Annotated in this window: 27 protein-coding genes; 17 read left to right on the forward strand and 10 right to left on the reverse strand. The window is 65.5% G+C overall.

The features are described 5' to 3' along the window. Window positions 1–92: 92 nt before the first annotated feature. Entirely contained in the window at window positions 93–992 is a 900-nt protein-coding gene (locus PSELUDRAFT_RS10115; RefSeq protein WP_088966730.1) for a LysR family transcriptional regulator, read from the reverse strand. Between the two features lie 258 nt (window positions 993–1,250). Between PSELUDRAFT_RS10115 and speB the strand changes: the two genes are divergently transcribed. From speB to betA, 4 genes are all read left to right on the forward strand, one after another. Beyond that, entirely contained in the window at window positions 1,251–2,228 is a 978-nt protein-coding gene (speB, locus tag PSELUDRAFT_RS10120; protein ID WP_088966731.1) for an agmatinase, read from the forward strand. Window positions 2,229–2,299: 71 nt separating this feature from the next. After that, window positions 2,300–3,811 (forward strand): aldehyde dehydrogenase, encoded by a 1,512-nt coding sequence (locus tag PSELUDRAFT_RS10125; protein WP_088966732.1) that lies wholly within the window; start codon window positions 2,300–2,302, stop codon window positions 3,809–3,811. 268 nt (window positions 3,812–4,079) lie between these two features. Continuing rightward, window positions 4,080–5,594, forward strand: coding sequence for a cytosine permease (locus PSELUDRAFT_RS10130; protein ID WP_088966733.1), 1,515 nt, complete (start codon window positions 4,080–4,082; stop codon window positions 5,592–5,594). Between the two features lie 140 nt (window positions 5,595–5,734). Continuing rightward, window positions 5,735–7,420, forward strand: coding sequence for a choline dehydrogenase (betA, locus tag PSELUDRAFT_RS10135; protein ID WP_088966734.1), 1,686 nt, complete (start codon window positions 5,735–5,737; stop codon window positions 7,418–7,420). 62 nt (window positions 7,421–7,482) lie between these two features. Here the strand turns inward: betA and PSELUDRAFT_RS10140 are convergent, their stop codons facing one another. Next, entirely contained in the window at window positions 7,483–7,923 is a 441-nt protein-coding gene (locus PSELUDRAFT_RS10140) for an Lrp/AsnC family transcriptional regulator (RefSeq protein ID WP_088966735.1), read from the reverse strand. Between the two features lie 127 nt (window positions 7,924–8,050). On the opposite strand from PSELUDRAFT_RS10140, the gene PSELUDRAFT_RS10145 reads away from it, so the two are divergent. Beyond that, window positions 8,051–8,944 carry a DMT family transporter gene (locus PSELUDRAFT_RS10145; protein ID WP_088966736.1) on the forward strand — a complete coding sequence of 298 codons (894 nt, stop codon included), beginning with the start codon at window positions 8,051–8,053 and terminating at the stop codon, window positions 8,942–8,944. Between the two features lie 99 nt (window positions 8,945–9,043). Here the strand turns inward: PSELUDRAFT_RS10145 and PSELUDRAFT_RS10150 are convergent, their stop codons facing one another. Both PSELUDRAFT_RS10150 and PSELUDRAFT_RS19355 read right to left on the reverse strand, forming a co-directional pair. Then, window positions 9,044–10,654: a methyl-accepting chemotaxis protein gene (locus tag PSELUDRAFT_RS10150; protein ID WP_157725082.1), complete on the reverse strand. Its 1,611-nt coding sequence runs from the start codon at window positions 10,652–10,654 to the stop codon at window positions 9,044–9,046. Then, window positions 10,651–11,070, reverse strand: coding sequence for a hypothetical protein (locus PSELUDRAFT_RS19355; RefSeq protein ID WP_157725083.1), 420 nt, complete (start codon window positions 11,068–11,070; stop codon window positions 10,651–10,653). The genes PSELUDRAFT_RS10150 and PSELUDRAFT_RS19355 overlap by 4 nt, the downstream gene beginning before the upstream one ends. Before the next feature lie 321 nt (window positions 11,071–11,391). Here PSELUDRAFT_RS19355 and PSELUDRAFT_RS10155 point away from each other — a divergent pair, with 321 nt between their 5' ends. The 5 genes from PSELUDRAFT_RS10155 (at window position 11,392) to PSELUDRAFT_RS10175 (ending at window position 17,320) form a co-directional block, all read left to right on the forward strand. After that, on the forward strand, window positions 11,392–11,730 hold the full coding sequence (locus tag PSELUDRAFT_RS10155; protein WP_088966738.1) for a zinc ribbon domain-containing protein YjdM: 339 nt from the start codon (window positions 11,392–11,394) through the stop codon (window positions 11,728–11,730). Window positions 11,731–11,989: 259 nt separating this feature from the next. Continuing rightward, window positions 11,990–13,516: a fumarate hydratase gene (locus PSELUDRAFT_RS10160; RefSeq protein ID WP_088966739.1), complete on the forward strand. Its 1,527-nt coding sequence runs from the start codon at window positions 11,990–11,992 to the stop codon at window positions 13,514–13,516. Window positions 13,517–13,657: 141 nt separating this feature from the next. Further along, on the forward strand, window positions 13,658–14,479 hold the full coding sequence (locus tag PSELUDRAFT_RS10165) for a metal-dependent hydrolase (RefSeq protein ID WP_088966740.1): 822 nt from the start codon (window positions 13,658–13,660) through the stop codon (window positions 14,477–14,479). A gap of 235 nt (window positions 14,480–14,714) precedes the next feature. Then, a complete protein-coding gene (locus tag PSELUDRAFT_RS10170; protein ID WP_088966741.1) occupies window positions 14,715–15,761 on the forward strand; it encodes a glycosyltransferase family 2 protein in 1,047 nt (348 codons plus the stop codon). Then, entirely contained in the window at window positions 15,758–17,320 is a 1,563-nt protein-coding gene (locus PSELUDRAFT_RS10175) for a glycosyltransferase family 39 protein (protein ID WP_088966742.1), read from the forward strand. Before PSELUDRAFT_RS10170 ends, PSELUDRAFT_RS10175 begins: the two co-directional genes overlap by 4 nt. Here PSELUDRAFT_RS10175 and PSELUDRAFT_RS10180 read toward each other — a convergent pair. After that, the gene (locus PSELUDRAFT_RS10180; RefSeq protein WP_088966743.1) at window positions 17,283–17,675 is read right to left on the reverse strand and encodes a GtrA family protein; all 393 of its coding nucleotides are present in this window, start codon (window positions 17,673–17,675) and stop codon (window positions 17,283–17,285) included. The genes PSELUDRAFT_RS10175 and PSELUDRAFT_RS10180 overlap by 38 nt on opposite strands. Here PSELUDRAFT_RS10180 and PSELUDRAFT_RS10185 point away from each other — a divergent pair. Further along, window positions 17,674–18,540, forward strand: a complete 867-nt coding sequence (locus PSELUDRAFT_RS10185) for a ChbG/HpnK family deacetylase (protein WP_088966744.1) — start codon at window positions 17,674–17,676, stop codon at window positions 18,538–18,540. The genes PSELUDRAFT_RS10180 and PSELUDRAFT_RS10185 overlap by 2 nt on opposite strands. On the opposite strand, the gene PSELUDRAFT_RS10190 is transcribed toward PSELUDRAFT_RS10185, so the two are convergent. Continuing rightward, window positions 18,537–18,989: an Lrp/AsnC family transcriptional regulator gene (locus tag PSELUDRAFT_RS10190; protein WP_088966745.1), complete on the reverse strand. Its 453-nt coding sequence runs from the start codon at window positions 18,987–18,989 to the stop codon at window positions 18,537–18,539. The genes PSELUDRAFT_RS10185 and PSELUDRAFT_RS10190 overlap by 4 nt on opposite strands. Before the next feature lie 244 nt (window positions 18,990–19,233). Here PSELUDRAFT_RS10190 and ctlX point away from each other — a divergent pair, with 244 nt between their 5' ends. After that, a complete protein-coding gene (ctlX, locus tag PSELUDRAFT_RS10195) occupies window positions 19,234–20,181 on the forward strand; it encodes a citrulline utilization hydrolase CtlX (protein WP_088966746.1) in 948 nt (315 codons plus the stop codon). Here ctlX and PSELUDRAFT_RS10200 read toward each other — a convergent pair. The 4 genes from PSELUDRAFT_RS10200 to PSELUDRAFT_RS10215 form a co-directional block, all read right to left on the reverse strand. Continuing rightward, window positions 20,165–21,031 carry an EF-hand domain-containing protein gene (locus PSELUDRAFT_RS10200; RefSeq protein ID WP_088966747.1) on the reverse strand — a complete coding sequence of 289 codons (867 nt, stop codon included), beginning with the start codon at window positions 21,029–21,031 and terminating at the stop codon, window positions 20,165–20,167. The two genes, ctlX and PSELUDRAFT_RS10200, sit on opposite strands and share 17 nt — an antisense overlap. Before the next feature lie 234 nt (window positions 21,032–21,265). Continuing rightward, entirely contained in the window at window positions 21,266–22,354 is a 1,089-nt protein-coding gene (locus tag PSELUDRAFT_RS10205) for an ATP-binding protein (RefSeq protein ID WP_197693849.1), read from the reverse strand. Between the two features lies 1 nt (window position 22,355). Beyond that, window positions 22,356–23,063 carry a response regulator gene (locus PSELUDRAFT_RS10210; RefSeq protein ID WP_088966748.1) on the reverse strand — a complete coding sequence of 236 codons (708 nt, stop codon included), beginning with the start codon at window positions 23,061–23,063 and terminating at the stop codon, window positions 22,356–22,358. A gap of 145 nt (window positions 23,064–23,208) precedes the next feature. Beyond that, a complete protein-coding gene (locus PSELUDRAFT_RS10215) occupies window positions 23,209–23,730 on the reverse strand; it encodes a hypothetical protein (protein WP_088966749.1) in 522 nt (173 codons plus the stop codon). A gap of 245 nt (window positions 23,731–23,975) precedes the next feature. On the opposite strand from PSELUDRAFT_RS10215, the gene PSELUDRAFT_RS10220 reads away from it, so the two are divergent. The 5 genes from PSELUDRAFT_RS10220 (at window position 23,976) to PSELUDRAFT_RS10240 (ending at window position 26,845) form a co-directional block, all read left to right on the forward strand. Continuing rightward, complete coding sequence (locus tag PSELUDRAFT_RS10220) at window positions 23,976–24,203, forward strand: DUF1272 domain-containing protein (RefSeq protein WP_088966750.1); 228 nt, start codon at window positions 23,976–23,978, stop codon at window positions 24,201–24,203. A gap of 121 nt (window positions 24,204–24,324) precedes the next feature. Next, entirely contained in the window at window positions 24,325–25,224 is a 900-nt protein-coding gene (locus PSELUDRAFT_RS10225; protein ID WP_088966751.1) for an EamA family transporter, read from the forward strand. Further along, window positions 25,224–25,679: a GNAT family N-acetyltransferase gene (locus PSELUDRAFT_RS10230; protein ID WP_088966752.1), complete on the forward strand. Its 456-nt coding sequence runs from the start codon at window positions 25,224–25,226 to the stop codon at window positions 25,677–25,679. The genes PSELUDRAFT_RS10225 and PSELUDRAFT_RS10230 overlap by 1 nt, the downstream gene beginning before the upstream one ends. A gap of 24 nt (window positions 25,680–25,703) precedes the next feature. After that, window positions 25,704–25,901 carry a DUF1737 domain-containing protein gene (locus tag PSELUDRAFT_RS10235; RefSeq protein WP_088966753.1) on the forward strand — a complete coding sequence of 66 codons (198 nt, stop codon included), beginning with the start codon at window positions 25,704–25,706 and terminating at the stop codon, window positions 25,899–25,901. 11 nt (window positions 25,902–25,912) lie between these two features. Continuing rightward, complete coding sequence (locus PSELUDRAFT_RS10240; RefSeq protein WP_088966754.1) at window positions 25,913–26,845, forward strand: GlxA family transcriptional regulator; 933 nt, start codon at window positions 25,913–25,915, stop codon at window positions 26,843–26,845. Window positions 26,846–27,000 lie beyond the last annotated feature (155 nt).

Raw genomic sequence — 27,000 nt, forward strand, 5'->3', positions numbered from 1 at the left:
CGTGGCACGAGCCGCCTATTTCTAATTAATTGTTACTGGTTTCACTGTAGCGCCAATGCCCGATGAATGGAACTGCCCGGCAGCAGGTGATTTCAGTTTACCGCCGGCAGCAGGTCGGCAAGAAAGGCGCGCAGTACGGTGGGTTGCGGCACGCCGCGGCGGGTGATGGCGTTGAACGGCCAGTCGGAATGAAAGCGCGCCGGGGCGATCTGGCGCAGGTCGCCGCTTTCCACCCAGCGCGCGGCATAGTGCAGCGGCAGAAAGCCGATATAGGCGCCGGACAGGATCAGCATGGCCTGCGCTTCCACATTGTCCACCGTGGCCGCCGCCTTGTGTGCCTGCAGCTGCTGCAGGTCGCGTTGCTGCAGGTAGCCGCGCGCCACGATATGGCTGGCGGAGATGCGCTCGAACAGCTCCGGGGCGTTATCGTTGGCCGCAAACAGCGGGTGGTAGCGGCTGCAGAACAGGCCGTCGGGTTCTTCGTACAGCTGGCTGTATTCCAGCCCGGCCACCCGCAGCGGAAAGTGGCCGATAGCGATGTGCAGGCGGCCATCCAGCACCCGTTCTTCCAGCTCGGCCGGCATGCCGATGTAGACATCCAGATGCACGTCGTGGCCGCGGGCCACGAACTGGCGCAGCGTGCGCGCCAGCGGCGAGTCGGCATCGCTGATGGTGTTGTCGATGATGCCCAGGTACAGCTTGCCGGAGATGTGCTGCTTGAGCGCGCTGGTGTCGGTGCAGAAGTTGTCCACCGCCATCAACAGGCGCTGGGTGGCTTCAAAGGTGGCGCTGCCGTGTTCGGTGAGGCGAAAGCCGCCGCGGCCACGCTCGCACAGGGTGACGCCAAGGCGGGTTTCCAGGTTGGTCATCTGTTCGCTGATGCTGGACTGGCTCATGTTCAGCGTGGCCTGCGCGGCGGAAAAACCGCCGCATTTCACGATGGTCATGAACACCCGCAACAGTTTCAAATCAACGTCTTGCAGTTGTTTCATTTCTATCTCCCTTATACGTTGGCCGCACGTTCTAGTGGTGCGTTATGGCAGGCAGTGCCTGCTGCTGTCACGGCTGGTGCGGCCTGCCGGCTGCCGCTTTCCGGGCGGTGTTTTCCGCGGCGGCTTTACTTCGGCAATACCGATGTGAGTATCTGATCTTTATTATTTTTTCGACGCAAAACTCTGCGCATAGTCATGGAAACACAGGCCGCCGGCAAGCCCCGGCCTGGTTGGCAAAACACTTGCGGAGAGAGACAAATGTCGAAAAACAGTTACGAAGAAGGTCGCCTGAATCTGCCGTTCGTCGGCCACTGCACCTTTGCCAAATCCCCGGTCTGCCTGGACTGGGAAAACATCGACGCCGACGTGGCGATCCTGGGTGCGCCCAATGACATGGGCACCCAGTGGCGCTCCGGCGCCCGCTTCGGCCCGCGCGGCATCCGCGAGGCATCCACCCTGTTCTCCTTCGGTCACTCCGGCGCCTACGACTTCGAAGACGACGTGATGTACCTCACCCGGGAAGACGTGCGCATGGTGGATGTGGGCGACGCCGACATCGTGCACACCGACATGGCCAGCAGTAACGCCAACATCGAGCTGGCAGTGCGCAAGATCCTGGCTTCCGGCGCCATGCCGGTGGTACTGGGTGGCGATCACTCGATTCACGCACCGGTGATCAAGGCCTTCGAAGGCAAGGGCCCGATCCACATCCTGCACATCGATGCCCACCTCGATTTCGTCGACGAGCGTCACGGTGTGCGCTACGGCCACGGCAACCCGCTGCGCCGCGCTTCCGAGATGGACCACATCGTCGGCATGACCCAGCTGGGCATCCGCAACGTGTCCTCCTCCAACCGCGACGACTACGCCGCCGCCCGTGAAGCCGGCTCCACCGTGCTGTCGGTGCGCCATGTGCGCGAGCTGGGCGCCGAGGGTGTGCTGGCGCAGATTCCGGAAGCGGCCAACTACTACATCACCATCGATATCGACGGCTTCGACCCGTCCATCGCGCCGGGCACCGGCACCCCCAGCCATGGCGGCTTTCAGTACTACGAAGTGCTGGAAATCATCCAGGGCCTGGCCAAGCGCTGCCAGGGCCGCGTTGTCGGCATGGACCTGGTGGAAGTGGCCCCGGCCTACGACCCGACCGGCGTGACCTCCATCCTGGCGGCGCAGCTGCTGATGAACAGCATCGGCTTCATCTTCCACGCTCGCGCCGAGGCTCGCCGCGGCTGAACAACAACTGTCGTGCCAGCCCCGCGTAGCGCCAGCTTATAGACGGGGCGGCATCCAAAGAGGAGACCATCATGGATCAAGCAGTACAGCAGTATCTGGATAAATACGGCATTTCCGACGCCACCCGCCATTTCCTGGCCAAGCAGCAGAAAATGTTCATCGGCGGCCAGTGGCTGGATGCCAGCGATGGCGCCCGCTTCAACGTAACCGAGCCGTCCACCGAAGGCCTGCTTACCAGCGTACCGTCCGGCACCGTGGCCGACCTGGACCGCGCCGTGGCTGCCGCCCGCGCGCAGTTCGACGGCGGTGAATGGCGCCAGCTCAAGCCGCTGGCACGCGAGCGCCTGCTGCAGCGCCTGGCCGACCTGATGGAACAGCACGGCACCGAGCTGGCCGAGCTGGAGGCCATCGACATGGGCAAATCAGTCGCCTTTGCCCGCGACATCGACGTGCAGGGTTCGGTGGACACCATCCGCTACTTTGCCGGCTGGGCCAGCAAGCTGCATGGCCGTACCGTGGAGCCGTCGTCGCTGCCGGGCAATTACCTGGCCTACACCCGCAAGGAGCCGCTGGGCGTGGTGGCTGCCATCGTGCCGTGGAACTTCCCGCTGCAGACCATGGTGTGGAAGCTGGCGGCCGCACTGGCCGTGGGCTGTACCATGGTGATCAAGCCGGCCGAGCTTACCTCGCTGTCCACGCTACGTTTTGCCGAGCTGGTGCAGGAGGCGGGCATTCCCGACGGCGTGGTCAACATCGTTACCGGCCGTGGCAGCGTGATCGGCGCCGCCATGACCAGCCACCCGGGCATCGACAAGCTCACCTTCACCGGCTCCACCCCGGTTGGCCGCAAGGTCGGCGCTGCTGCGGTAGATCAGCTCAAGCATGTCACCCTGGAACTGGGCGGCAAGTCGCCGGTGATCGTGCTGGCCGATGCCGACCTGCAAGCCGCCGCCGCCGCGGTGGCCAACGGCGTGTTCTTCAACGCCGGCCAGGTGTGCGACGCCGGTACCCGCGTCTACGTGGCGCGCAGTGTGTACCGCGAATTCCTGGACGAACTGGTAGCGGTCACCCGCGAGTTCCGGATCGCCCCGGGCCTGGACCCGGACTGCTATATCAGCCCGCTGGTATCCGCCCAGCAGAAGGACAGCGTGATGTCCTACATCGCCAGCGGCATCGCGGAAGGCGCCGAGCTGGTATGCGGCGGCAAGGCCGTGCCGGGCAAGGGCTTTTTCGTCGAGCCGACCATCTTCGCCAACTGCCATCAGGACATGCGCGTGGTGCGTGAGGAAATCTTCGGCCCGGTGCTGGTGACCCTGCCGTTCGACGAGCTGGACGATGCCATCGCCATGGCCAACGACAGCGAGTACGGCCTGGCTGCCGCCATCTACTCCAATGACCTGAGCCTGGTGCACAGCATCATCCCGCGCATCGAAGCCGGTATGGTGTATGTGAATGCCCACGGCACCATCGACCCGGCCCTGCCGTTCGGCGGCTTCAAGGGTTCCGGTTTCGGCAAGGATCTCGGTGCCGAACAGCTGGAGCACCTGATGGCTACCAAGGCGGTGTGGATCACCCTGCCGTAAGCGCTTGGGGCTGTTGCTGCCGGCGAGCCCAGCCGGCCGGCGCCAGGGGAGGGAAGTGCCTGCCACGTCAAGCAGGTGTTGCCCCCTCTTTGCCTGCAGGTGGCAGTGACTGCCCGGCAAGGTTGGCCGCAAGGCCAGCGCCGGGGCCGGTCAGCAGCAGCCAACAGCCTGTGACGTGCCATCCGGGCGGATGCCGTCACAGCGCACCGGTGCCTGCCACAGAGCGGGCCATAGTCGGCACACGCCGAGAGAAATGCGAGGAGATATCATGAAATCGAACGCGCAACATCAGCAGCAGGCGCCTACCAAGGGCGCGCTGGAAATCGAAGGCCACTCCATCGACTTCGTGCCGGATCACGAACGCACCGACAAACTGTCCACCCAGGGCCCGTTCTGGTTCGTCGGCAACTTCACCTTCTTCACCATGACCATCGGCTTCGTCGGCCCCAGCGTCGGCCTGAGTTCGCTGTGGACCACCATCGCCGGCACGCTGGGCATCATGTTCGGCACGCTGTTCATGGCCTTCCACGGCTCGCAGGGCCCGCACCTGGGCCTGCCGCAGATGATCCAGTCGCGGGCGCAGTTCGGCTACCGCGGCGTGGTGCTGGTGCTGCTGGCCACGCTGTTCGTGTTCGCCGGCTTCAATATCGTCAACCTGGTGCTGATGATGCAGGGGCTGCACACGCTGTTCCAGTGGGGGCCGATGCAGGTGGCGCTGGCGGTGACCCTGCCGGCGGCCATCCTGGCGATTCTCGGCCATGACTGGATGCACAAGACCTTCAAATGGTCGCTGTTCCTGTCGCTGCCGCTGTACGGCATCGTGACGCTGGCGGTGATGATGGGCTGGGTGCATGACGCCCCGGCAGCCGCTGCCGCGGCCAATGCGCCAGCCGCTGCGCCGCTGGGCTTCAACTGGGTAGGCTTCGTAGCGCAGTTCGCCGCCGGCGCCAGCTACAACATTGCCTACGCACCCTATGTTTCCGACTACTCGCGCTACCTGCCGAAGAACACCCCCAGCGGCAAGCTGATCGCCGCCGTATTCCTGGGCGCCTCGCTGTCCGGCGCCTGGATGATCGCGGTAGGCGGCTGGCTGGGCGAGCACCTGCATGCCACCGACGTGCTGGTGGCGCTGAATGCAGTGGGCGCCAGCTTCGCGCCGCAGCTGGGTACCGTGGTGGTGGCGGTGACCATCCTGGCCTTCCTGCCGGTGATCGCCATGAACATCTACAGCGCCAAGCTCACCGCCATTACCGGTGTCGATTCCTTCAAGAAGGTAACGCCGACCGCCAGTGTCCGTGTCTGGGCCATCCTGTTCGTGGTGTTCCTGCAGCTGGGCGTGGCCATGGGCATCTACACCTCCAGCGCCGGCCTGTCGGTACTGAACATCTACTTGGTGGTGATGCTGTACTTCCTGGTGCCGTGGACCGCGGTGAACCTCACCGACTACTTCTTCGTGCGCAAGGGCCGCTACGCCATCCCGCATTTCTTCCTGCCGCACGACAACATCTACGGCCACTGGGGCGGCCGCGGCCTGCTGGCCTACCTGATCGGCTTCCTGGCGATGATCCCGTTCTTCGCCATCTTCAACGGCCCGGACGAAGTGTTCGTCGGCCCGCTGGCCAAGATGATCGGCAGTGTGGACATGGCCTGGCTGGTGGGGCTGATCGTATCCGGCGTTGCCTACTACGTGCTGTGCCTGTCGCTGGACCTGGAAAAGGAAGAGAAGCTGATCAAGCACATCGAGAAGACTTCCCCGCAATACACCACTGGCGAGGGCTGGTAAGCCCAGAACGTGCTGCCGGGGCAATGCCCTGGCAGCTGCGACCCGGCGCTGCCGGGTCCGGTAGACCTTAAACGAAGTACTGTGCCGGCAGCCTGGGGCTGACACGCCCTGGCCGCTGGCAAGACGAATCGAGACGCATCATGGAACAAACTTTCGACTACATCATCGTGGGGGCGGGTTCCGCCGGCTGTGTGCTGGCCAACCGCCTGACCGAAGACCCGAACGTCAGCGTGCTGGTGCTGGAGTACGGCGGCAGCGACAAGAGCGTGATCATCCAGATGCCGAGCGCGTTCTCCATCCCGATGAACACCAAGCGCTTCAACTGGCACTTCGAAACCGAGCAGGAACCGCACCTGAACAACCGTCGCCTGCACTGCCCGCGTGGCAAGGTGCTGGGCGGCTCCTCATCGATCAACGGCCTGGTGTACATCCGCGGCCACGCCTACGACTTCGACGAGTGGGAATCGCTGGGCGCCAAGAACTGGGGCTACCGCAACTGCCTGCCGTACTTCAAGCGTGCCGAGACCTTCAAGTTCGGTGGTGACGACTACCGTGGCAGCAGTGGCCCGCTGGCCACCAACAACGGCAACAATATGGCCAACCCGCTGTACGGTGCCTGGATCGAGGCCGGTGCCGAGGCTGGCTACATCAAGACCGACGACTGCAACGGCTATATGCAGGAAGGTTTTGGCGCCATGCACATGACGGTGAAGGACGGCGTGCGCTGGTCTACCGCCAACGCCTACTTGCGCCCGGCCATGCAGCGGCCGAACCTGACCGTGGTCACCCACGCCATGACCCGTCGCATCCTGCTGGAAGGCAAGCGTGCGGTGGGCGTGGAATACGAACAGGGCGGGGTGAAGCGTAGCGTGCGCTGCCGCCGCGAGGTGCTGGTGTCGTCCGGCCCGATCGGCTCGCCGCACCTGCTGCAGCGCTCGGGCATCGGCCCGGCCGCCGTGCTGCGCAAGGCCGGCATCGAGGTCAAGCATGACCTGCCGGGCGTGGGTGAAAACCTGCAGGACCACAGCGAGATCTACATCCAGTACGCCTGCAAGGAGCCGATTACCCTCAACGGCAAGATGAGCCTGTGGGGCAAGGCGATGATCGGCCTGCGCTGGTTGCTGTTCAAGGATGGCCTGGGCGCCAGCAACCACTTCGAGGCCGGCGGTTTCATCCGTTCCGACAAGGGCCTGCGCTGGCCGGACATCCAGTTCCACTTCCTGCCGGCGGCGATGCGCTACGACGGCGACAAGCCGTTCAAGGGCCATGGCTTCATGGTGCTGACCGGCCCCAACAAGCCCAAGAGCCGCGGCTATGTGCGTGCCCGCTCCGCCGACCCGTTCGAGCATCCGGAAATCCGCTTCAACTACCTGGAGAGCGAGGAGGACCGCGAAGGCTTCCGCCGCTGCGTGCGCCTGACGCGCGAGATCCTGGCGCAGCCGGCGATGGACCGCTACCGCGGCGTGGAGCTGGCGCCGGGGCCGGAGGTGCAGACCGACGACGAAATCGACACCTTCGTGCGCGCCAATATGGAAAGCACCATGCACCCGTGCGGTTCCTGCCGCATGGGCGAGGACGACATGGCGGTGGTGGATTCCGAGCTGCGGGTACGCGGCATTGCCGGCCTGCGGGTGATCGATTCCTCGGTGTTCCCGTCCGAGCCGAACGGCAACCTCAACGCGCCTACCATCATGTTGGCCGAGCGTGCCGCCGACCTGGTGCGTGGTGTTGCGCCGCTGGAAGCGGCGAATGTGCCGGTGGGCGAGGTGGGGGGCTGGGAAAACGCCCAGCGTAGCGGCAAGCCCAAGCGCCAGTACACCGCCTGACAGTTTCTCTCCCTTGCTTCTGCACTTGTGGCCAGACGTCTCCCCGTCTGGCCGTTTTTTTTTCAGGGCTGCAGCGGCGGCAGCCGGCGCAGTACCGGGCTGGCTTTCACGATGCTGGTGGTGCTGGTGGCCAGCTCGGCGAAATCGTCCAGAATCGCGTCCAGCTGGCCGATATCGCGCAGCAGCAGGCGCGCGATGTAGCAGTCCTCGCCGGTTACCTTGTCGCACTCGGTGATCTGCGGTGTGGCGACGATGCGCGCTTCCAGTGCCTTGAGCTGGCCCGGCAGCGGTCGCAACCGCACCATGGCCTGCAGGCTGTAACCCCATTGCTGCCAGTCCAGTTCCGGGGTGTAGCCGCGAATCGCCCCTTGCTCCTCCAGCCGCTTCAGCCGTTCCGACACGCTGGGGCCGGACATCTTCAGCTGCCGCGCCAGCTCGGCCAGGCTCTGGCGGGCGTTCTGGCCCAGCAGGCCGGCCAGCTGCACATCGATCCAGTCTTTCATTGAAGGCAACTCCATGCTTTGGGCGACAAATGCAAGGTAGCAGTGCTGTTTTACCTTGCAAAGTCCATTCGGCCAGTGCCATTTCGCCTTTATGCTGTTGCACACTAGCCGACAGGGAGGAGAAATCATGTCGCAACAACAACTACGCAGCGGTGTGCTGCAAATGCTGGCCGCCATGGCGCTGTCCGGCACCATAGGGTGGTTCGTGCTGCAGTCCGGCCAGCCGGTGTGGAACGTGGTATTCGTGCGCTGCCTGCTGGGCTCGCTGGGCCTGGGGCTGTATGCCTGGTGGCGCGGGCAGTGGCGCAGCTGGCCGTTCACCGCACGCAGCCTGGCCTGGTGCGTGGCCGGCGGGTTGGCGCTGGTGGCCAACTGGCTGCTGCTGTTCAACGCCTACCACTACAGCTCCATCGGCATTGCCACCGTGGTGTATCACACCCAGCCGTTCTGGCTGCTGCTGCTGGGCCGCCTGCTGCTGGGCGAGTCGCTTAGCCCGCGCAAGCTGGGCGCGGTGGGGGTGGCATTTGCCGGCATGCTGCTGATCGTGCAGCCGGGGCAGGGCGGGCATGCCACCCTGTTCGGGATAGTGCTGGCGCTGGGGGCCGCCATTCTGTATGCGGTGGTGACGCTGATCAGCAAGCAGCTGCCGAAGACACTGATGCCGACGCATATCGCCTGTGTGCAGACCCTGACCGGCGTGCTGCTGCTGTGGCCGATGCTGAATACTGCCAGCCTGGCGCAGGCCGGCGGGCAGTGGGGCTATCTGCTGGCGCTGGGGCTGGTGCACACCACGCTGATGTACATCATCATGTATGCCGCGTTTCGCCAGCTGCCCACCCACTGGATCGGCCTGCTGGGATTTGCTTACCCGGTAGTGGCCCTGCTGGTGGATTACCTGGCCTATGGCAATCTGCTGGATGGCTGGCAATTGCTGGGCGTGCTGCTGATTGTTGCGGCCAACGTATGGGGGCTGCAACGCGTGCCTGCCGCCAAGGTACTGGCGGCCACTGCCCGGCAGTGAGGAGGAGGCGTTAGCACGCCTCGTCATGGCGCCGGCTTACTGCCGGCCCGCACGCAAAAAAGGCAGCCGGAAGGCTGCCTTTTTTCTGCCGGGGGCCGTTCACACCCGGTACACGGAAACCTCTTTCTCCATCGATTGCGACAGGCCCTGCAGCCGGCTGGCCAGGTCGGTGACGTGCGCTGCCGAAGCGGAATTTTCCTCCGCCATCTGTGCCACGTTTTCCACCTGCATGGCGATGCTGTTGGCCGCCGTGCCCTGCTCGCGGATGGCATGGCTGATCTCGCCCACCAGGTGCCGGCTCTGTTCGGCCACCTCGGCAATGGAGCGGATGGCGCCGCGAGCCTTGTCGGCCTCCTGCACGCCGCTTTCCACATTGCTCACCACGCCCTGCATGCGTTCGGAGGCGCTTTCCGACACCGTCTGGATGGCGCCGATGATGGCGGCGATCTCCTGGGTGGATTGCGCGGTGCGTTCCGCCAGCTTGCGTACCTCGTCCGCCACCACCGCGAAGCCACGGCCCATCTCGCCGGCGCGCGCCGCCTCGATGGCCGCATTCAGCGCCAGCAGATTGGTCTGGTCGGCCACGTCCTTGATCACGTTCACCACCACGGCGATCTCGCGGGTGCGCTCGCTCAGCTGGCCCATTTCCACCGCGGCGTGCTCCACCGAACCGGCGATGCTTTCTATGGAGTGGCTGGTGCCGGTGATCACCACTTCGCCATTCTGCGCGCGGCTGCCGGTGTCCTGCGCCAGGCCGTTGGCCTCCTGGGTACGGTCGGCCACGTGGTTGATGCTGACGGTGATCTGCTCCAGCGCGGCGGCCATGGCGGAGGCGGATTCGCTCTGCGCATTGGAGCCGGCAGCCACCTGGCGGGCGGAGCTGGCCAGCTCGGTGGCGGATTGCGCCACGTCGCGCGAGGCGGTGACCATGCTGCGCAGGCTGGACTGCAGTTTTTCGATCAGCTGGTTGAAGGCAGTGAGCATCTGGGCGATTTCATCGCGGCCCTGCACGTCGCAGCGGGTGGTGAAATCCAGCGAATCGGACAGCTGCTGGATGCTGATTTGCCCACGCTTGACGCTGCCCACGATCTGCCGGTAGCTGAGCATGCCCAGCAGCAGCAGCAGAATCACCGACAGCGCCGCGATGATGCTGGAGATCAGGCGGGCGTTGCTGCTGACATTGCGGGCTTCTGCCTTGGCGGTTTCCGCCAGTTGCTCGTTGAAGGCAATGTGCTGCACCACCACCTGCTGCACTTCCTTGAACTTGTCGCGCAGCCCGTTGGCGAGCCGGGTGGCTTCTTCTGTCTGCCCGGCATGGGAGGCCGCCAGAATACTGTCGTATTGCTTGTCGAGTTCTTCGGCTCCGTTCTTGAGCTTGTTCAGGTAGGCGCCGTCCTGATCGTTGACGATCAGCGGTGTATACAGGGTGATGTCCTTGCTGAGCGAGTCGCGGTTGTCCTTGTACTCCGCCTCGATTTCGGTTTTCTTGCCCGCATCGTTGGCCATGATGTGCGTCAGCACCGAGTTGCGGGTTTCCACCAGTTCCTTGGCGGCATCACCCAGTATCTTGATGCTGGGTAATACGTTATCACTGATGTTTTCCAGTTGCTGATTCATGCGGCTCAATTGCATGAAGGTGTTTACCGTCAGTAACAGCATGCCGGCAATGGCCACAGTAATCAGCAGAATCATGCGCTGGGAGATTTTCACGGCAGCTCCTGGGGGGGAATAGCAGTTCGATGATTATTTTTACTGTACTGCTTATTGGCTTGGCAAGTATTTATCTGTGGCTGGTAATGAATTTCCTGAATGATTAACCCGTATGGCATTTTGCTTTGCGCAATAATTTGTTGTGAATATGCCAGTGGGTTGCATGAATGGATAAGGCTGTGACGAAAATTATTTTGCCTGCCGTTTATTGCCGTGGCGTGAAGATTATCTGTCCTGCATCTGATTCGATTGTTTTTCATGCCGGCAAATGCTGCACGCAGAATATGATTAATAGAATTTAATTTAAATACTGGTAAATAAAAAATATTAAAAATATAGTTGTGCTGGAAATGTCGCTTTGCCGCTTGCCGGCAGCCGCCGGCCGTGGCCTGCCGCTTGTGCGCAGCCAGTTGCATACAAGAAGTGCGGACAGAGGCAGCAAGCCGTTGCCACCGTGCACGCAAAAAGCCGCATTTGTCATGCTGGCGGTGAGGGGGCTGGCGCCGATGTGCACCCGGCATCAGCCAGGTGCGATGGGGGGCTAAAGCATGGGCTGCGTGCTGTCGGCATGGGCAGCTTTTGCTGTTTGCACGCTCCAGTGCGCAGCAACGGCGCTGGGTTATTCCCTGCCAGCAGTATGGGGACTGGCGGCGCCCCGTGCCGCGGGCGCATAATACGCACTTTGCCGGTGTGGTCGTGGCCGTGCCGGCCGGTCTTTATTTCAGCAAGGTTATCCCATGAGTCAATTGCCTAATTGCCCGCAGTGCCATTCCGAATTCACCTACGAGGACGGCAGCAACTACGTATGCCCGGAGTGCGCGCACGAATGGCCGCAGCAGGCCGCCGAGGAGGTGGAAACCGCGCGCGTGGTGCGCGACGCCAATGGCAACATCCTGCAGGATGGCGACAGCGTTACCGTGATCAAGGATCTGAAGGTGAAAGGCTCGTCGCTGGTGGTGAAGGTGGGCACCAAGGTGAAGAACATCCGCCTGGTGGATGGCGACCACGATATCGATTGCAAGATCGACGGCATCGGCGCCATGGGCCTGAAGTCGGAGTTCGTGAAGAAAGCCTGACCCTGCCCGTTGCCACCGCAAGCGCCCGCCACCTGGCGGGCTTTTTCATGGGCGGGTAGCGGGAGCAGGCTTGCGGCCAACCTTTTGCCGCTGTGGCCATCCCGGCGGCATGAGCGGTTTGCGCGGTGGGGATGGCAATAAATGCAGCCTTGCCGGGCGGGGCTGTAGTGCGGCAGGTACCGAACGATGGCGCAGTGCAGCGTAACTCCCTAAAATGGGCGGGCTAACCCGAAACAGCCCCACGCTGGAGATCGCAACAATGACCATCATCCGTCAGGAAGACTTCGTCCAGAGCATCGCCGATGCCTTCCAGTACATCAGCTACTACCACCCCAAAGACTATATCGATGCGCTGTACCAGGCGTATCTGCACGAAGAAAGCCCGGCGGCCAAGGACGCCATGGCGCAGATCCTGATCAACAGCCGCATGTGTGCCGAAGGCCACCGCCCGATCTGCCAGGATACCGGCATTGCCGTGGTGTTCCTGAAAGTGGGCATGAAGGTGCAGTGGGACAGTACCCTGAGCGTACAGGAGATGGTCAACGAAGGCGTGCGCCGTGCCTACCTGAACCCGGACAACAAGCTGCGCGCCTCCGTGCTGCTGGATCCGGCCGGCAAGCGCCAGAACTCCAAGGACAACACCCCGGCGGTGGTGCACTTCGAGATCGTGGAAGGCGACCAGGTGGAAGTGATCTGTGCCGCCAAGGGCGGCGGCTCGGAGAACAAGTCCAAGTTCTACGCGCTGAACCCGTCCGACAGCATCGTCGACTGGGTCATCAAGACCGTGCCGACCATGGGCGCTGGCTGGTGTCCGCCGGGCATCCTGGGCATCGGCATTGGCGGTACTCCGGAGAAGGCCATGCTGCTGGCCAAGGAATCGCTGATGGACCACGTGGACATCCACGAGCTGAAGGCCAAGGCCGCCAGCGGCGCCGAACTGTCGCGCGTGGAAGCGCTGCGCCTGGAAATCTTCGAGAAAGTGAACGCGCTGGGCATCGGCGCCCAGGGCCTGGGCGGCCTCACCACCGTGCTGGACGTGAAGATCCTGGATTACCCGACCCACGCCGCCAGCCTGCCGGTAGCGATGATCCCCAACTGTGCCGCTACCCGCCACGTGCACTTCCACCTGGACGGCAACGGCCCGGCCAAGCTGGAAGCGCCGAAGCTGGAAGACTGGCCGGAAATCACCTACGACAGCTCCAACGGCAAGCGCGTCAACCTGGACGCCATCACTCCGGAAGAAGTGGCCAGCTGGCAGCCGGGCGATGTACTGCTGCTCAACGGCAAGATCCTCACCGGCCGCGATGCTGCGCACAAGCGCATGGTGGACATGCTGAACAAGGGCGAGAAGCTGCCGGTGGACTTCACCAACCGCTTCATCTACTACGTGGGCCCGGTTGACCCGGTGCGTGACGAAGTGGTTGGCCCGGCCGGCCCTACCACCGCCACCCGCATGGACAAGTTCACCCGCCAGATGCTGGAGCAGACCGGCCTGCTGGGCATGATCGGCAAGGCCGAGCGCGGCCCGACCGCCATCGAGGCGATCCGCGACAACAAGGCCGTGTACCTGATGGCAGTGGGCGGCTCCGCCTATCTGGTGTCCAAGGCGATCAAGGCCTCCAAGGTGGTGGGCTTTGCCGACCTGGGCATGGAAGCCATCTACGAGTTCGAGGTGAAGGACATGCCGGTTACCGTGGCCGTGGATTCCAACGGTACCTCCGTGCACAACACCGGCCCGGCCGAGTGGCGCGTGAAGATCGGCAAGATTCCGCTCAGCGCCGTCTGATCCGTGCTTGCGGCCAACGTTGGCCGCACGGTCTGACAACGCCCGTCCGCGCCTTGCGCGGCGGGCGTTTTGCATTGAACGGGGGCTTGAGCCGGGGTGGCAGAACACGTAAGCTGAAATATATGACTTAGGAATTTTCTGATGCTCGCCATTCAAGCCCGTGTGCCGAACAGCAATCTGGCCGCCGGCTTCGCCGCGCGCTGGAACGGAAACGATGCTGCCGCCAGCCATGTCTTCAACGCCCTGTCCTGGCTGTTTCCGGAAGGAGAGCGCTTCTTCGTCGCTGTGGCGCGCGAAGTGGCCGCCGCCGTGCCGGCGCTGCCACCGGCGCAGCACGCCGAGCTGCGGGCTTTCGTGGCGCAGGAGTCGGTACATGCCCGCCAGCACCAGCTGTACAACGACAACCTGCTGCAGCTGGGCTTCAGCGACGTAGTGGCCGCGCGCGTGGCCTGGCTGATTGCCACCTCCAACCGCATGGCGCCGCTGTCGCGGCTGGCCATCGTCTGCGCCTACGAGCACTACACCGCGGCGCTGGGGGATTTCCTGCTGCGCCACCCGCAGGTGCTAAGCGAGGCCGAGCCGCGGCTGGCGCTGCTGTGGGGCTGGCATGCGGTGGAAGAGACCGAGCACAAGGCCGTGTGCTTCGACCTGTACCGCCATGCCGGCGGCGGCTACTGGCGCCGGGTGCTGCTGTTCCTGCTGGTGACTTTCAACTTCAGCCTGATGTTCAGCCGCCAGTACTGGCAGATGCTGCGCGAGGACGGTGCGCTGGCGCGCGGCCAGCGCTGGGCCACCGCGCGGCGCACGCTGCAGCTGGTATGGGGCCGCGACGGCTTTGGCTGGAGCCTGCTGCGCCACGGCCTGGCCTACTGGCGCCCCGGCTTCCACCCCTGGCAGTGCGACAACCGCGTACTGGCCGAGCAATGGCTGCGGCAGCACGATGATGCCCTGCATCGGGTGTAATGCCAGCGCAGAGTAGCTTGCCGGGCCTTGCATGGTGCACAATACCGCCCCAGCCGAAAGCCGTGCCGGCGCCTGTCGCGCCTGCTGCCATCCCGAGCCGCCCGCCTGAGCCGTGTGGGCGGTTTTTTGCTGCCTGCGCCGCCCGCTTTTAAGACGGCGTTAAGATGCCGCCGCTAAGGTGCGCCGTTTTGGCTGCCCGCGCACCGGCCACCCGATTGCAACCTGGAGCCTTGCCATGCTTGATGCCGTTACTCCGACCACCACGCCGCCTATCATCCGCCGCAGCACGGTAGGCATGGTGGCGCGCCCCGATTCGCTGGCGGGCGTGACGGTCAGCTGCATCGTGCCCGGCCTCAACGAGCACGACAACCTGGCGCTGCTGCTGCCGCAGCTGTCGGCGTTGCTGGCGCAGCTGGGCACCAGCTGGGAAATCATCATGGTGGACGACGGCAGCACCGACGCCACCCCGCAGCTGATGGCCGAGTGGGCACAGCGCCCCGGCTTCGGCTACGTGCAGCTGTCGCGCAACTTCGGCAAGGAGGCAGCGCTCAGCGCCGGCCTGGAGGCAGCGAAAGGGGAGGTGGCGATCCTGCTGGATTCCGACATGCAGCACCCGATCTCGCTTATCCCGGTGCTGCTGGAGCGCTGGCTGGACGGCTACGACAATGTATACGCGGTGCGCGAGCATCGCGACGACGAAGGCCCGGTCAAGCGCCTGGGCTCCAACCTGTTCTACGGCCTGCTCAGCAGCACCCGCGGCGTGCGCGTGCCGCCGCATGCCGGCGATTTCCGCCTGCTGGACCGCAAGGTGGTGGATGCGCTGCTGCGCCTGCCGGAGCGCACCCGCTTCATGAAGGGCCTGTACGCCTGGGTGGGCTTCCCGTCCATCGCCGTGGACTACACCCCGGACGAGCGCCTGCACGGCACCAGCCACTACAGCATGCTGCGCCTGCTGCGGCTGGCGTTCGACGGCCTTACCGCCTTTACCACCTGGCCGCTGCGCATGGTCAGCCTGGCCGGCTTCCTGCTGGCACTGCTGTCGGTGGCTTACGGCCTGTACCTGGTAGTGAACTACTTCGTGCATGCGCACCCGTTGTCCGGCTGGACCACCATCGTGACGCTGCAGCTGTTCTCCGCCGGCATCATCCTGATCTCCATCGGCATCGTCGGCGAATACCTGGCGCGCGTGTTCGACGAGGTCAAGGGCCGCCCGCTGTACCTGGTGCGCCAACATCTTCCCAGCCGGCTGTCGTCGCCGGCCAACAACAAGGAAAACGCATGATCTCCCAGCCACGTGACTGGCTTTCCCGCCTGCAGGCGCTATCGCTGCCCGCCATGCTGCTGTTGGTGTTTGCCTGGCTGGCGCTGACAGCCGGCATCCGCCCGCTGATGCTGCCGGACGAAGGGCGCTATGTCGGCGTGGCCTGGGAAATGCTGTCCAGCGGCCGCCTGGAAGTACCGCTGCTCGACGGTTTGCCGTTCTTCCACAAGCCGCCGCTGTTCTACTGGCTCACTGCGCTGGGGCTCAAGCTGTTCGGGCTCAACGTGTGGGGCGCGCGCCTGGCCTCCATGATAGGTGGCACGGTAGGCGCCATCAGCCTGTGGTGGTTCCTGCGGCAGCATGTCGGCCCGCGCCGGGCGCTGCTGGCGCTGCTGGTGCTGGTGACCCAGCCGTTCTTCTTTGCCGGTTCGCAGTTCGCCAACCTGGACATGCTGGTGGCCGGCATGATTTCCGCCACCATCGTGTTCGCCGCGCATGCGGTGCTGATGGCCGAGAAAGCACAGCCTTATCGCCGCGCTCTGGCGCTGGCCTACCTGTTTGCCGCGCTGGGCATGCTGGCCAAGGGCCTGATCGGCTTCGTGCTGCCGGGCGGCGTGCTGGTGCTGTGGGTGCTGCTCACCCGCCGCTACCGCGCCATCCTCACCCTGCTGTGGCTGCCGGGCATCGCGCTGTTCCTGGCCGCCGGCCTGCCGTGGTTCGTGGCCATGCAGCAGCAGTATCACGGCTTTTTCGATTACTTCGTGATCTACCACCACTTCAAGCGCTTCTCGCAGACCGGCTTCAACAACAGCCAGCCGTTCTGGTTCTACGTGCCGGTGCTGCTGCTGCTGGCGCTGCCGTGGTCCGGCTGGCTGTGGCAGGCCATCCGCCGCAGTGCGGGGCAGCATGGCGCGGCGCGTGATGTGCAGAGCCTGCTGCTGTGCTGGCTGGGGCTGATCCTGCTGTTCTTCTCGCTGCCTGCTTCCAAGCTGATCGGCTACATCCTGCCCACCGTGCCACCGTTGGCCGCATTGCTGTCCACCGCCTTTGCCGGCGAGGACAAGGCGCTGGTGCGCCGTGTCAGCCAGCTGACCGTGGTCGGGGCGCTGATCTGCGTGGCGGCGGTAGTGGCGGTGTCGCGGCATGATGGCGGCTCGGCGCGCCCGCTGGCGTTGCAGATGCGCAGCCAGATGGCCGCCGGCGACCGGCTGGTGATGCTGGACCAGTACCAGTACGACCTGCCGTTCTACCTGAAGCTGCAGCAGCCGGCGTGGGTGATCAGCCGCTGGCACGATGCGGATATCCCGCTGAAGGACAACTGGCGCAAGGAGCTGTACGACGCCGGCCTGTTCGACCCCGCCGCCGGCAAGGAAACGCTGCTGACCAATACCGATTTCGCCAGCCGCCTGTGCGACCAGCGCCAGGGTGGCGACTGGTGGCTGTGGGGCGACGATCAGGATGGCGGCCGCTACCCGTGGCTGGGCAAGCTGCCGCCGGCGCTGGCGCACGGCAAGCAGCGCGTGTGGCGGCTGACTCCGGCCATCAGGCAGGCTTACTGCGGAACACCCAGTAACGGCTGAGCAGGAAGGTGATGAAGGCCATGCCCAGCAACAGCAGGAACAGCAGCACGTCGTAGCGCAGTACCTGCAGATGCAGCAATAAGGCGTAGGCGGCTTCGTTCACCGCGAAGCCGCCGGCGGACACCAGGAAGAAACGGCTGCAGGCTGGCCACAACCCCACGCGCTGGTGGCGGAAGGTGAGCCGGTAATGGCCGCTGAACGACACCAGGAAGGCGACCAGCCAGCCCACCACATTGGCCAGCAGCGGCGGCAAATGCGCCAGCTCGACGCAGAGTACGGCGATCAGCCAGTGCGTGGCGGCGGCCGCGCAGCCCACCACGATAAACCAGCTTGCTTGTTTGAAGAGTCGTGACATGAACAGTAGCTACCAGCATCCGGCGGCAGCGCCGGCTGGGAAAGAAAAAACAGCGCGCATCGTAATCTGTGCCGACGATTTCGGCCAGTCGCCTGCCATCAACGATGGCATCGTGCAGCTGGCGCAGCAGGGCCGGCTGAGCGCGGCCAGCTGCATGACGCTGGCGCCGGCAATGACGCATCGCCTGGACGAACTCAAGGCCAGCGGCATCGCGCTTGGCCTGCACCTGAACTTCACCCAGCTGCTGGGCAGCGAGGGCTATGTGCTGCCGCTGTCGCAGCTGATCGTGAAAAGCTATCTGCGGCTGCTGGACCGTGCCGCCATCGCCCGTGAAATCCGTCGTCAGCTGGATGCTTTCGAGCAGCACGTTGGCCGCACGCCGGATTATGTTGATGGTCACCAGCACGTGCACCAGCTGCCGATGATCCGCGAGGCACTGCTGGCCGAGCTGCAGCAGCGCTACGCCGGGCGGCAGCCCTGGCTGCGCAGCACTCGCAGCAGCCCGGCGGCCAGCATGCCGGCCGCCTACGCGCGCAAGGCAGGCATCATCGCCACGCTGGGCAGCAGCGCGCTGCAGCGCCTGGCCCGCCGCCGCGGCATGGCCATGAATGCTCATCTATTGGGGGTGTATGACTTTGCCGCCAGCGCCGACTACCCGGCACTGCTGGCGGCCTGGCTGGCCAGTGCCGGCAATGGCGACCTGCTGATGTGCCACCCGGCCAGCGCGGCTACGCCCGGCGACGAACTGGGCGAGCAGCGGGTGCGCGAATTTTCCGCGCTGTCGGCGCCGGATCTGCTGCCGGCGCTGCTGGCACGCCACCGGCTGGAAGTGGGCCACCTGCCACTGGCGGAGCAAGCCGCCTAGCGCCTGCCCAGCTTGATCTGCTGCAACTGCGGGTTGCTGACGATGCGGTTGATGCGAAAGCGCGTGTCGTCCAGCCAGCTGCCGGACAGCTCGCGAAAGTGCGCCAGGTCGCGGCAGCGCACCCGCAGCTGGTAGTCGAACTCGCCGCTGATCAGCCAGCAATCCTCCACCTCCGGCGTGTCGCGCATGGTCTGCTCGAAGGCCAGCTGCGTGCCGCGCCCCAGCTTGTCGCCCAGCGCCAGCTGCGCCATCACCACCACGCTTTCCGCCTGCGGCAACACCACTTCGGCGTGGTAGCCGCGAATCACCCCGGCACGCTCCAGCTTGCGCACCCGTTCCTGGCACGGGCGGGCGGTCAGATGCACCATTTCCGACAGCGCCTGGTAGGTGATGCGGGCATCGTGGCGCAGGATGCTGATGATCTGCAGATCGATACGGTCCAGTTGCATGGGCTTTGTCTTGTAAAAAGGAAGGCTGTGGAATCAATCGCTTGGCTGGAGCGGCCCGGCTATGCCGGATCCGGTAAAACCGGAACGAACCACTTTGCCTGACAACCTGACAGCGGAATCCGCTGTGGTCGTGAACGATAACGACTGCAAGTGTGCGTCAGCCGGGGGCGTTTCGTCGTTTATCAATGCGACACTTTTTGCACAATCCTGACATGTTCACTTCCTGGCCTCGCCCCTTACCGCCATGCAAACCACCCACCGTGTACTGATGGTCCGCCCCTGCCGTTTCGGCTTCAACCCGGATACCGCCGCCAGCAATGCCTACCAGCAGGCCACGCTGGAAGGCGAGGCGGCGCAGGCCGCCGCCGTGGCCGAATTCGATGCCTACGTGGCGCTGCTGCGCGCCAACGGCGTCACCGTGGACGTGATCCAGGACACCCCGCTGCCGCATACGCCGGATTCCATCTTCCCCAACAACTGGTTCAGCACCCATGCCGACGGCCGGCTGTTCCTGTACCCGATGGAAGGCGCCAACCGCCGCCTGGAGCGCCGCGCCGACATCGTGGCCTGGCTGCGCGGCAGTTTCGCCGCCGGCGAGCTGATCGACCTGTCCGCCGCCGAGCACCAGGGCCGCTACCTGGAGGGCACCGGCAGCATGGTGCTGGACCGGGTGCAGCGCCGCATCTATGCCGCACTGTCCAGCCGTACCCATGGTGACGAGCTGCAGGCGTTTGCCAGCCGCATCGGCTACCAGGTAACGGCATTTACCGCCACCGATGCCGCCGGGCGGCCGATCTACCATACCAATGTGCTGATGTGCGTCGGCCCGGACTGGGCGGTGGTGTGTCTGGAGGCGGTGGAGGATGCGGAAGAACGCCGCTGCCTGCAGCAGCAGCTGCAGGCAGACGGCAAGGACATCATTGCGATCAGCCGCGAGCAGGTGGTGGCACTGGCAGGCAATATGCTGGCGCTGCACAACGCCGCCGGCGAGCCGCTGGTGGTGCTGTCGCAGCGCGCCAGCGACGCGCTGGACGACGCGCAGCGCAGCCGCCTGGCCGGCCACGGCCGCCTGCTGACGCCGGCGATTCCGGTGATCGAAACCCTGGGCGGCGGCGGCGTGCGCTGCATGCTGGCGGAGCTGTTCCTGCCGGAACACCCCACCGCGCCGGCGGCGTTTACGCAGCGATACTGAGCTGACTGCTGCTGGTGCCGGAACTGCTGCTGGTGCTGCTGTTCTGGCTGTTGCTGCTGCTGAAGTCGTCGTAGGCGCGCAGCATGCCCATCAGCCGGTGCAGCGCACGGGCCTCGGCGGCCTTGGTGCTGCTGGTGCTGTCGCTGCTGCTGGTACTGCTCGTGCTACTGCTCGTGCTACTGCTCGTGCTACTGGTGGTGCTGCTGTCCGAGCTGCTGCTGGAACTGGAGCTGGAGCTGCTGCTGTTCTGCGCCTGCTGGTAGGCCATGCTTTCCTGGAAGCTCACCTTGCCGTCGCCGTTGGTGTCGGCCTTGCTGAAGTTGGTTGACAGGCTGGAGAACAGGTTGGCCGCATTGGTGTCGCCGCTGGCGCTGGCACTGCTGGCCATGCTCGACAGCTGCGACTGGCTCATGCCGCCATCGTCGCCATCGCCGTCGCCATCCCCGCCGGAAGGTGGCGGCATGCCGCCACCTCCCATGGCCTGCATGCCTTGCATGCCGCCCATGGCCTGCATGCCCTGGGTGCGCATGGAGTTGAAGGCGCTGTCCATCTGCGACTGGATGTCCTTCAGCTTGTTGGTCAGCTCGGTCTTGGTCAGCTTGCCGTCGCCGTCGGTATCCAGCGAGGAAAACAGCTGCTGGCTGTCCGTGCTGCTGTTGCTGTCGCCCAGATTGCTCAGCGCGGTGCTGAAGTCGCTGGCCTGCAGATAGCCCTGATTCTGCGTATCCAGCGCGCTGAACACGTCGGACGCCGTCTGGCTGGCGTCCGGCCGGCGCGGGCGCTGGCCTTGCTGCATGGCAGGCATCATGGACTGATAACTGCTGCCATAGCTGCTGATTGCACTTGTCATGATTACATCTCCCTATACCCGTGGGTGCGGGCGCACGAAGGCCCACCGGGATGGCGGGCTTTTGGCAGTGTGCAAGGGCCATGTCTATAGCATGTAGGCAGTTGGTATCAGGGCCGATACAAAGGGGAGGGGACGCGCAAAACCCCCGCCTTGCCCGTCAGCCAGATACGCGGAGGCCGTTTCCTTCACGCCTTGTCTCGCCGCGACTTGGCTTGATGGGACGTCAGGATTTTTCTAGGACCCCAGAGGGTTGCTCTTGTCCTGCGGCAGCAGCAGGCGGGCGTTCAGGCCGCCGCCTGGCGCATTGCTCAACGACAGGCTGCCGCCCAGGCGCCGTGCCGCATCGCGGGCAATGGACAGGCCGAGGCCGGTGCCGCCGCTGTGGCGGTTACGCGACTCCTCCAGCCGTACGAAAGGTTCGAACACGCTTTCCAGCTGATCTTCCGGAATGCCGGGGCCGTAATCGCGGATATCGATGCACAGCTCGCCGGCCTGCTGCCGCAGGGTGATTTCCACCTGGCCGCCGCCGTAGCGCATGGCGTTTTCCAGCAAATTGCCCAGGCAGCGGCGCAGGCTGTCCGGCAGGGTGTACAGCCGGCCGGCCCGGCCGTTCAGCTGCAGCTGCTGCCCCAGCTCCTGCGCGTCCTCCACCAGCGCCTGCAGCAGCGCCCCCACGTCCAGCCACTGCCACTGCTCGGTGCGCGCATCGTCGCGCAGATAGGCCAGGGTGGCGTCCAGCATTGCCGCCATGTCGTCGATATCCTTGGCCAGCTTGCCCTGCAGCGCCGGGTCGTCCAGCTGTGCGCAGCGCAGGCGGATGCGGGTGAGCGGCGTGCGCAGATCGTGCGACACCGCCGCCAGGAAGCGGCTGCGCTCGGCCATCTGCTGGCGCAGCCGGTCCTGCATGTGGTTGAACAGCCGTGCGGCCTGCCGCGTTTCCGCCGGCCCGGCTTCCTCCACCGGCGGCGCTTGCAGGTTGTCGCCCAGCCGCGCGGCGGCGTGGGTGAGCTGCTGGATGGGGCGGGCCAGGCGGCGCGCACCATACCAGGCCAGCAGGCTGATGATGGCCAGCGTCAGTACCTGCCCCAGCCAGAATTCGGGCGGGAAGTGCTGGTGCCGTGGCGGGGGCGGCGGCGGGCCGGCATGCTGGCCGGCGGCCGACATGGCCGGCGGCGGCGGTGGCTCGTGGTGCGGGGCGAATACCAGGAACAGGCTGGTCATCACCAGGTGGGTGATCAGCAGCCCGGCCGCCGCCAGGCCGAACAGGCGGGTGAACATGGTGTCGGGTACCCGCCGCAGCAGGCCTTGCATGGCTCGCAGCATGTCATTCCACCTTGCAGTCCAGCAGGTAGCCTTCGCCGCGCACGGTTTTCAGCAGCCGCGGCGCCTTGGGGTCGTCACCCAGCTTCTGCCGCAGCCGCGAGACCAGCAGGTCGATGCTGCGGTCGAAGGCTTCGATGGCGCGGCCACGCGCCGCGTCCAGCAGCTGTTCGCGGCTGAGCACGCGCTGCGGCCGCTCCAGGAACACGCACAGCAGGCGGTATTCCGCATGCGACAGCGGCACCAGCAGCTGTTCCGGCGTGGTGACCTCGCGCTTGATGTGGTGCAGCGTCCAGCCGGCAAAGTGCACCTCCTGCACCTCCAGCGGCGCGCCGTTGCGGCGGCTGCGGCGCAGGATGGTGTGGATGCGCGCCACCAGTTCGCGCGGGTCGAACGGCTTTACCACGTAGTCGTCGGCGCCCAGTTCCAGCCCCACCACGCGGTCGGCGGTTTCGCCGCGCGCGGTGAGCATGACGATGGGGGTGTCGCCTTCGGCGCGCAGCTGGCGGCACAGCGCCAGCCCGTCTTCGCCGGGCAGCATCAGGTCGAGGATGATCAGATCGACGCGCTCCTGCGCCAGGCAGGCGCGCATGGCCTGGCCGTCGGCCACGGTGAGGCATTGCATGCCGTAGCCCTGCAGGTAGTCGGCGAGCAGGCTGCGGATATCGGGATCGTCATCGACGATCAGCAGGCGGGTGGCTTGGGCTGACATGGTGGTTCCGTTACAGGCAGCGCAGGCGGCGGCCGGGTTACGGCCGCCGCCATCAGGCTGCTGACAATATCTACTGCTGACAATATCTGGCGTTGCGCTGCTACTGGCGGGCGGCTTGCTCGGCAGTGCCGCCGCTTGCAGTGGCTCAGGGGCGGGCCTGGCCGCCTTCCGGCATGCCCGGCATCATGCCATCACCGGCGCGCTTCAGCAGGAATTGTCTTACTTGTGCCGCCTGCTGCGGCTTGAGGCTGTCGAAAAATGCCGCCCACTCCACGCCGCTGAACGGCGCGCCCTGCGGGGCCGGCAGTGCATCGCGCAGGGCGGTGCTCAGCGGCATTTTCGGGTTGGCGAGATTGGCCTGCAGCGTGGCGTGCGCCTGCTGCAGCGCGCGGCGGCGGGCAACTTCGCGGGCGATGCTGGCGGTTTCCGCCTGCTGCCACAGCGCGTCCTGCTGCGCGTTCAGCTGCAGCCGGGGCAGCAGCGGCTCCAGCGACAGGGCATGCCCGGATGCGTGCTCGCCGCCGTCATGGTGCTGGGCATGCGGCATGCCGGGTGGCGGGCAATCGGCCATGCCGGAGGCGGCTTGCGGCGCGGCCGCCAGGGTAGTGCCCAGCAGCAGGGCGGCGGCCAGGCCGGCGAGGCCGCGGGTGAGAGTGGAGCGTTTCATGGCAGTGCTTCCTTGCATGGGGGCATCCCCGACAGCCTGCAGTGTGGCGGGCGGCCATGTCCGGCCGATAGCGGTTTTGTATCCGGCTGCTTACAGCGGCAACGCTGTGGCGCAATCTGTCCGCAGGGCGTCGGGATGCGGTATCGTCAAGGCTGCCGGCGCGGGCAAGAATGGCGGCTAAGTCTCTGCCGCCGAACGGGTGCCGCGATTGCGCCCGCCATGCGGCCAACCCTGGAGCCAACACCATGCTGACACTACGACCTGGCTGTGAACTGTGCGATACCGACTTGCCCGGCGACAGCGGCGCCGCCTTCATCTGCAGTTTTGAATGCACTTTCTGCCACGACTGCGCCAGCCGGCTGGGCCATGCCTGCCCGAACTGCGGTGGCGAACTCGTGCCGCGGCCACGGCGTACAGGCGCGCGCCTAGCGGCCAATCCGGCCAGCACGCAGCGTGTCTACAAGCCGCGGTAGCTGTAACTGCCTATTTGTGAACATACTGTTGCTGTTGCCATCGACATGACTGGCGTATGGTGAACCACAGCCTGGCGGCCATGGTTGGCCGCATTATTTGCATGCAATCCGGAGCGTAGCCATGAACTGGCAAGACCGACTTATCGCCCTGGCCATCGTGGTGGCCTGGGGTTTCAACTTCGTGGTCATCAAGTGGGGCGTGGTGGGCGTGCCGCCCTTCCTGCTGGGGGCGCTGCGCTTTAGCGCTGCCGCCGGCATCGGCCTGCTGTTCGTGCGTCGCCCGGCGCTGCCGTGGCGCTGGCTGCTGATATACGGCCTCACCATGGGCCTGGGGCAGTTCGCCTGCCTGTTCTCGGCGGTGAAGCTGGGCATGCCGGCCGGGCTTGCCTCCATCGTGTTGCAGAGTTCCGCCTTCTTCACCCTGCTGATCGGCCGGCTGTGGCTGCATGAGCACTTCACCCGCTGGCAGCTGGGCGGGCTGATCGTCGGCGGCAGCGGCCTGTACCTGATCGGCGGCCTGGGCGCCGCCGGCATACCGCCGGCCGGCTTCCTGCTTACCCTGTGCGCCGCCGGCAGCTGGGCGGTATCCAATGTGGTGGTGCGCCGCATCGTCCGCGCCGGCTACAAGCCGGAGATGCTGGGGCTGGTGGTGTGGAGCAGCCTGGCGCCGATCCTGCCGTTCTTCGCGCTGTCGGCGCTGTTCGAATCCAGCGCCATCCACTGGCAGCAGGTGGTCAGCGGCAAGAGCCTGTTCGCCATTGCCTACCTGGCGCTGATCGCCACCCTGTTCGGCTATGGCCAGTGGAGCAAGCTGCTGTCGCGGCATGCGGCCAACGTGGTGGCGCCGTATTCGCTGCTGGCGCCGCTGGTGGGCGTGCTGTCCGCGGCGCTGGTGCTGGGCGAGCGGCTGAGCTTCTGGCAGCTGGTCGGCGGCGTGGTGCTGATCGGCGGCCTGGTGGTGAATATGCTCGGCCCGCGCCTGCTGGCCCTGTTGCGCCGCCCGGCGCTGGGGAGGGCGTGATGACGCTGCGCATCCGTGCGGCCACGGCCGCCGACTACCCGGGCTGGTGCGAGCTGTGGGCCGGCTATAACGCCTTCTACGGCCGCCATGGTGACACCGCGCTGCCCGAGGCGCAGCTGCTGCTCACCTGGCAGCGCCTGCTGGACGATGCCGAGCCGATGCAGCTGCTGCTGGCGGAGCGGGATGGCCAGCTGCTGGGGCTGGCGCACTGCATCTACCACCGCAATACGCTGATGCCGCACTACGCCTGCTACCTGCAGGACCTGTTCACCGCGCCGCAGGCGCGCGGGCAGGGCGTGGCCAGGGCACTGATCGCGGCGGTGGAAGACGCCGCCCGCGCGCAGGGCTGCCCCAGCGTGTACTGGCATACCCACCAGGACAACGCCACCGCGCGCCGGCTGTATGACCAGCTGGCGAGTGCTACCGGATTCATTGTTTACCGCGCGATGCTCTAACTACCTCATCAGGAGTCTTTCTCCATGAAGCTTTACCGCCTGCTTACCGGCCCGGACGATGCCGCCTTCTGCCTGCGTGTCAGCGAGGCACTGAACCGCGGCTGGCAGCTACACGGCCAGCCCACGCTTACCTTCAACGGCGAGCGGGTGATCGCCGGCCAGGCCATCGTCAAGGAAGTGGACGGCGAGTTCCACCCCGACATCAAGCTGGGCGAACTGTAAGCGCACACGGTATGGATATCTGGTTCCTGCTCACCCCGCGCTACATGGCGCTGGACTTCGTCGGCCCGGCCGAGGCGCTGCGCATGGCCATCGAGGAGGGCGCGCCGTTCCGCTTGCACGTAGCCGGCCCGGCGCGCGAATGCGTCAGCTCGCTGGGGCTGGTGTCGTGCATAGACCCGCTGCCGGAGGCGCTGGCCGAGGGCAGCCTGGTGCTGCTGTGCGGCACGGTGGACGAGGACGAGGACTACGCCACGCCCGAGGCGCAGCAGCTGGTGGCCTGGCTGCGGCAGCACATCACGCCGCAGGTACAGCTGGCCACCGTCTGTTCCGGCGCGCTGCTGGCCGGCATGGCCGGGCTGCTGGACGGGCGCAGCTGCACCACCCACCACAGCATCGTCGACAAGCTGGCGGCACTGGCGCCGGCGGCGCGGGTGCTGGACAACCGCATCTTCGTCGAGGACGGCAACATCGCCACTTCGGCCGGCATCACCACCGGCATGGACCTGGCGCTGGCGCTGATCGAGCGCCATGCCGGCGCCGACATCGCCGCCCGCGTGGCGCGCCGCCTGGTGCTGTACATGCGCCGCAGCGGTGACGATCCGCAACTGTCGCCGTGGCTGGCCTACCGCAACCACCTGCACCCGGCGGTGCACCGCGCGCAGGACCTGATCGCCCGCGAGCCGGCACAGCGCTGGCCGGTGGAGGACCTGGCCGGGCGCGTGCACCTGAGCCCGCGCCACCTCACCCGGCTGTTCCGCGAGCAGGCCGGGGTGGGCATCGTGGAATACCAGCAGCGGCTGCGCATCTCGCTGGTGCGCCAGCTGCTGCAGCAGGGCGTCAGCGTGGAGCGTGCGGCGGAGGGCGCCGGCTTCGGCTCGGCGCGCGACATGCGCCGGGTGTGGAGCAAGTATCTGCCGGGCAGCCCGGGGCGGCCGGGGTTGTAAGCGCCTGCCCACGATCTGCTGCGCGTCGGCGATACTGCGTTAATAACAGCTCCGGAATGCTCGTTGACTTAAAGTCAACTCCGCTTCTTCAACTGTTTTCGCCCTGGCTCGCGAGATCGTGAACAGGCGCAGTACCTTATGCAGGCCAAGCCCTT

Source organism: Vogesella sp. LIG4, from assembly GCF_900090205.1.
GTDB lineage: Bacteria > Pseudomonadota > Gammaproteobacteria > Burkholderiales > Chromobacteriaceae > Vogesella.

Bases quoted from the DNA above. Each gene is read 5' to 3' on its own strand.
- PSELUDRAFT_RS10130 (WP_088966733.1), top strand. From the start codon at position 4,080: ATGAAATCGAACGCGCAACATCAGCAGCAGGCGCCTACCAAGGGCGCG.
- PSELUDRAFT_RS10140 (WP_088966735.1), bottom strand. From the start codon at position 7,923: ATGAAAGACTGGATCGATGTGCAGCTGGCCGGCCTGCTGGGCCAGAAC.
- PSELUDRAFT_RS10185 (WP_088966744.1), top strand. From the start codon at position 17,674: ATGAACAGTAGCTACCAGCATCCGGCGGCAGCGCCGGCTGGGAAAGAA.
- PSELUDRAFT_RS10175 (WP_088966742.1), top strand. From the start codon at position 15,758: ATGATCTCCCAGCCACGTGACTGGCTTTCCCGCCTGCAGGCGCTATCG.
- betA (WP_088966734.1), top strand. From the start codon at position 5,735: ATGGAACAAACTTTCGACTACATCATCGTGGGGGCGGGTTCCGCCGGC.
- PSELUDRAFT_RS10115 (WP_088966730.1), bottom strand. From the start codon at position 992: ATGAAACAACTGCAAGACGTTGATTTGAAACTGTTGCGGGTGTTCATG.
- PSELUDRAFT_RS10220 (WP_088966750.1), top strand. From the start codon at position 23,976: ATGCTGACACTACGACCTGGCTGTGAACTGTGCGATACCGACTTGCCC.
- PSELUDRAFT_RS10145 (WP_088966736.1), top strand. From the start codon at position 8,051: ATGTCGCAACAACAACTACGCAGCGGTGTGCTGCAAATGCTGGCCGCC.
- PSELUDRAFT_RS10240 (WP_088966754.1), top strand. From the start codon at position 25,913: ATGGATATCTGGTTCCTGCTCACCCCGCGCTACATGGCGCTGGACTTC.
- PSELUDRAFT_RS19355 (WP_157725083.1), bottom strand. From the start codon at position 11,070: ATGCAACTGGCTGCGCACAAGCGGCAGGCCACGGCCGGCGGCTGCCGG.
- PSELUDRAFT_RS10205 (WP_197693849.1), bottom strand. From the start codon at position 22,354: ATGCTGCGAGCCATGCAAGGCCTGCTGCGGCGGGTACCCGACACCATG.
- PSELUDRAFT_RS10230 (WP_088966752.1), top strand. From the start codon at position 25,224: ATGACGCTGCGCATCCGTGCGGCCACGGCCGCCGACTACCCGGGCTGG.
- PSELUDRAFT_RS10225 (WP_088966751.1), top strand. From the start codon at position 24,325: ATGAACTGGCAAGACCGACTTATCGCCCTGGCCATCGTGGTGGCCTGG.
- PSELUDRAFT_RS10180 (WP_088966743.1), bottom strand. From the start codon at position 17,675: ATGTCACGACTCTTCAAACAAGCAAGCTGGTTTATCGTGGTGGGCTGC.
- PSELUDRAFT_RS10200 (WP_088966747.1), bottom strand. From the start codon at position 21,031: ATGACAAGTGCAATCAGCAGCTATGGCAGCAGTTATCAGTCCATGATG.
- ctlX (WP_088966746.1), top strand. From the start codon at position 19,234: ATGCAAACCACCCACCGTGTACTGATGGTCCGCCCCTGCCGTTTCGGC.
- speB (WP_088966731.1), top strand. From the start codon at position 1,251: ATGTCGAAAAACAGTTACGAAGAAGGTCGCCTGAATCTGCCGTTCGTC.
- PSELUDRAFT_RS10170 (WP_088966741.1), top strand. From the start codon at position 14,715: ATGCTTGATGCCGTTACTCCGACCACCACGCCGCCTATCATCCGCCGC.
- PSELUDRAFT_RS10215 (WP_088966749.1), bottom strand. From the start codon at position 23,730: ATGAAACGCTCCACTCTCACCCGCGGCCTCGCCGGCCTGGCCGCCGCC.
- PSELUDRAFT_RS10165 (WP_088966740.1), top strand. From the start codon at position 13,658: ATGCTCGCCATTCAAGCCCGTGTGCCGAACAGCAATCTGGCCGCCGGC.
- PSELUDRAFT_RS10235 (WP_088966753.1), top strand. From the start codon at position 25,704: ATGAAGCTTTACCGCCTGCTTACCGGCCCGGACGATGCCGCCTTCTGC.
- PSELUDRAFT_RS10125 (WP_088966732.1), top strand. From the start codon at position 2,300: ATGGATCAAGCAGTACAGCAGTATCTGGATAAATACGGCATTTCCGAC.
- PSELUDRAFT_RS10155 (WP_088966738.1), top strand. From the start codon at position 11,392: ATGAGTCAATTGCCTAATTGCCCGCAGTGCCATTCCGAATTCACCTAC.
- PSELUDRAFT_RS10210 (WP_088966748.1), bottom strand. From the start codon at position 23,063: ATGTCAGCCCAAGCCACCCGCCTGCTGATCGTCGATGACGATCCCGAT.
- PSELUDRAFT_RS10160 (WP_088966739.1), top strand. From the start codon at position 11,990: ATGACCATCATCCGTCAGGAAGACTTCGTCCAGAGCATCGCCGATGCC.
- PSELUDRAFT_RS10190 (WP_088966745.1), bottom strand. From the start codon at position 18,989: ATGCAACTGGACCGTATCGATCTGCAGATCATCAGCATCCTGCGCCAC.